The 416-nt window shown below is 41.3% G+C and carries 1 protein-coding gene; it reads right to left on the bottom strand.

The genetic code is table 11. The features are described 5' to 3' along the window. Nucleotides 1–416: efflux RND transporter permease subunit (locus EQ827_RS08910; RefSeq protein ID WP_181190615.1), on the bottom strand; the 416-nt coding region annotated here is incomplete at both ends.

Genomic DNA, 416 nt, shown 5'->3' with positions numbered 1-416 from the left:
CCTGTGAGAACTAAAATACTTAATGCAAAACTAACGACCACAATTTTAAGTTGATAAGCCTGATCGAGAATATTTTGATATTTCTGCTTTAAAAGCTGCATCCAACGTGTTTCTTTTTCTTTCACTTCACCCGTAACAAAAAGAGCAACTGCCGCAGGTACAAATGTCACAGAAAGAATCATGGCACCCAATAATGCCATCACCACTGTCATCGCCATTGGATGGAACATTTTGGCTTCAACACCAGATAGGGCAAAAATAGGTAAATAGACCACCAAAATAATCATTTGCCCAAAAATAAGTGGGCGACGGGCCTGTTTTGCTGCAAGGAAAACTTCTTTGAATCGTTCAGACCGTGTAAGAGGCCGATGTAGAGCATGCTGTGCTTCTGCCAGACGTCGAATACAGTTCTCTAC

The organism is Bombilactobacillus bombi (assembly GCF_013607485.1).
Lineage (GTDB): Bacteria > Bacillota > Bacilli > Lactobacillales > Lactobacillaceae > Bombilactobacillus > Bombilactobacillus bombi_A.
The sequence above is the reverse complement of the archived record's forward strand: the minus strand, read 5'-3'. Positions and strand labels throughout refer to the sequence as shown.